The sequence below is a fragment of the Mesorhizobium sp. M4A.F.Ca.ET.020.02.1.1 genome (assembly GCF_004022645.1).
GTDB lineage: Bacteria > Pseudomonadota > Alphaproteobacteria > Rhizobiales > Rhizobiaceae > Mesorhizobium.
The window spans coordinates 1-2,775 of record NZ_RZOI01000767.1 but is presented as its reverse complement, the minus strand read 5'-3'; the positions used below and the strand labels follow the sequence as shown (position 1 = coordinate 2,775).

Below are 2,775 nucleotides of genomic sequence, written 5' to 3'. Positions count from 1 at the left end.
TCCTAAGGGACCGCGCATGCCGGTCCGTACGATCGTCAAATAGAGTTCGTTCGCGAACATGCGCTTCTCGCTAAGCACCGCCGAGTAGCGCTGATTGAGAAGGTCGCAGAAGCGATCGGAGAACGAGCCGCCGAGCTCCGGCTTGACCTGCCTGCGGATCACCGTCGACCAGAGCGAATAGCGGCTTGATCCGAGCGCGCGGATCAAGGTGTTCTGCACGCTGGCGCGCATGTTGAGCTCGGCCTGGTCCTCGGTTTGGAAGAACAACCCATCGAGCTTGATGACGCTGAGAACGGCACCACTTTCGAGACCGATGACGGTATCGGAAAGGTGGCGCATGTAAGGGATGTGCGAGGCGATCGACCGTTCGCGGCGGCGCTCACGTCCGAAACCCAGTTCGTCGGCAACGACAGTAAGCATGGTTATGGCCCGTAAGAGTTCGTGCCCCAGAACAGCTTGTTCGGCGTCCGCGGTGTGCGGCGACCAGCCACCTGGGCGAGGTCAAGGATGCGGATATCGCGGCTGGTGAGTGCGAAGAGCGCCAGATAGGCGACGGGCGCTATCGTCGCGGCCCAGAAGCTGGTCGTCACCAGGAAAGTGATCAGCGTGAGGCCGATGATCAGATAGAAGGCAGTGAGCGGTATGCCCCACATCATCGGCGGCCGCGTTAGGCCGATGACCAGCGGCGTAAGATACGGCCTGTCGTCGGAGAGGTCGCTCATGGCTCACTTCCCAACCGCCGAGATCATCTGGTCGACGATCGCTGGGGCGCCGAAGACAAGGCCGATACCGATCACGACAGCGCCGGCCGTAAACCAGGAGAGCCGCCCGGCAAAGGCGAGGAAGCCGAGACCGATCACAGCAATGATCGCCAGCAGCCGCCCGAAAGGTCCAGTGATGAAATCGACGATCATCTGGACGGCCGTTTCCAGCGGTGCGAACGCGCCCGATGTCTGTTGGGCGAGCGCCGGCTCGGCAGCTGTGACCGCCAATGCCGCAACCATCAGCAGAAGCAACGCGGGCCGAGCGGCGGGCGACCCCAAATGCGAGAGGATGTGGTTCTTCATGTCGGTCTCCTTCTAGAATTGCATGACACCGCCAACCCACTGGCGCGGTGTGGCATTGGCAAGCACGCCGGCCGCGGCGTCGTCGTCAATTCTCTGGGTCAAAGTCCCCTTCGTGCCTTGGTCCTTTGCCCTTGGCAGGGGCAGTCCGATCTGGCGATTGATCACCTCGGCGACGAAGCGGACGGTTTCCGGGAATGGCGGCACGCCCCCGTACTTCTGGACGTTGGTCTCGCCCGCATTGTAGGCAGCCGCGACGATCAGCGGATTCCGGTAGGTCTCGAACAGCGACTTCAACAACCTGACCCCACCGTCGATGTTCTCAGCGGGATCGCAAATGTCGGTGACCCCGAGAAAATCTGCGGTCGGAGGCATGAGCTGCATCGGCCCGCGAGCGCCCTTGGGCGAATTGCGATCGCGATCCAGACGGCTCTCGGCCGTCGAAACGGCGAGCGCGAAAGCGGGATCGACCCGGTACTTTTGTGCCGCCTCGACCACCAGACGAGCAATTTCCGCTGCCGTTAGAGGTGATGGGCCACATGGCAATGCAGGCTTGATTGTAGAAAGGTCAAATTGACTCTGCTGGCCAGAGCCATCATTGGCAGTCCCGGCAATCGTCGCATTTCCCACCTCGACGTCACCAAGCGAACCATCTGCCGTTTGAAGCTTGCCGTCTGCGGAAACAACGTATTGCCGGGCACCATCGAGCCAACGATTGCGAAAGACGCTGTCCACTGCTTCGGAATCGGTCTCTGGACCAGCAGTTTGAGTGGACCTGACGGTAGATTGCGCAGTCTCATGCCTTTGTTCTGCCGAGAGTGCCGAGCCGGCGGAATGCATTCCTATGGTCGCGAGCAGGACTGGCGCGACGTAGTGCAAAACTTGCGAGTGAAAACGTGACAAGGCCATTCCAGATCATCCGAGGCAGGAACGTCGAATGCAGGAATCGGTATGTCAGATAAAAAAGAATGTCAATTTGCCTATGATTTTTTCTTGCGTCGAGAATGCGAAAAGAGCACATTGCAATTCGCCCCGCCGCCCGCAACCGAGGAAAACGGCCCCTATGAAACGTTGCCTCAGCAGCCTTGGTCTGTCCCTTTTGATGGCCATGCCGGCGCTTGCCGCGAGTCCCGTGGACCAGGCCTATATCCGTTCGCTCGCCGCACCTGGGAAAACCGTGCTGGTCATCGAATATTACGACGGCAAGGGCGGCGTCACGGACCGCAAGGGGTTCGCCTCCGCCAGCGGATTCAAGGCGGTTTCGCCGACCGATTTCGCGGTCGACGACAAGGTCACCGTCCACCTCTTCGGTATCGAGCCCTGCGAGGGCGACATGGTGAACCGTCGCGAGAACTTCGCCGGCAGCTGCGCCGACTATGCCGAGCAGGGACTCAAGACACTGTTGAAGTCGCCAAAGGTGATTTATTGCCGCGCCTTCGTCAGCGAAGCCAACGCGCCTATCCAGGACGCGACCTGTTACGGCTACTACAACTACCCCGGCAGTCTCGACACGGTCGACATGTTCGAGGAGCAATTGGTATCGCTCGGCACGCATCGACTTGCCAGGAAGCCGGGCGGAGGCCTCGCGCGGCCCGATCTTGAGCAGGCAGAAAAGATTGGCCGGGGTGGCGGCTACGGCATGTGGGCAGATCCCCGGATCAAGACGAAATGAGATCGCTCGCTGTCGTATTGGCGGCCGTGATTTCGGGGT

At 60.6% G+C, this 2,775-nt stretch carries 4 protein-coding genes and 1 pseudogene; 1 reads left to right on the top strand and 4 read right to left on the bottom strand.

Going from position 1 to position 2,775, the window contains the following annotated elements; all coding sequences use genetic code 11:
* From EN742_RS30770 to EN742_RS30755, 4 genes and pseudogenes are all read right to left on the bottom strand, one after another.
* A pseudogene (locus tag EN742_RS30770) lies at window positions 1–420 on the bottom strand (VirB4 family type IV secretion system protein); the annotation flags it as partial.
* A 2-nt stretch (window positions 421–422) separates the two neighbouring features.
* Entirely contained in the window at window positions 423–722 is a 300-nt protein-coding gene (locus EN742_RS30765; protein ID WP_127426863.1) for a VirB3 family type IV secretion system protein, read from the bottom strand.
* A gap of 3 nt (window positions 723–725) precedes the next feature.
* Entirely contained in the window at window positions 726–1,067 is a 342-nt protein-coding gene (locus tag EN742_RS30760) for a TrbC/VirB2 family protein (protein ID WP_127426864.1), read from the bottom strand.
* Window positions 1,068–1,079: 12 nt separating this feature from the next.
* The gene (locus EN742_RS30755) at window positions 1,080–1,973 is read right to left on the bottom strand and encodes a lytic transglycosylase domain-containing protein (protein ID WP_245492432.1); all 894 of its coding nucleotides are present in this window, start codon (window positions 1,971–1,973) and stop codon (window positions 1,080–1,082) included.
* A 154-nt stretch (window positions 1,974–2,127) separates the two neighbouring features.
* Between EN742_RS30755 and EN742_RS30750 the strand changes: the two genes are divergently transcribed.
* Window positions 2,128–2,736 (top strand): hypothetical protein, encoded by a 609-nt coding sequence (locus EN742_RS30750; protein WP_128333651.1) that lies wholly within the window; start codon window positions 2,128–2,130, stop codon window positions 2,734–2,736.
* Window positions 2,737–2,775: the final 39 nt, after the last annotated feature.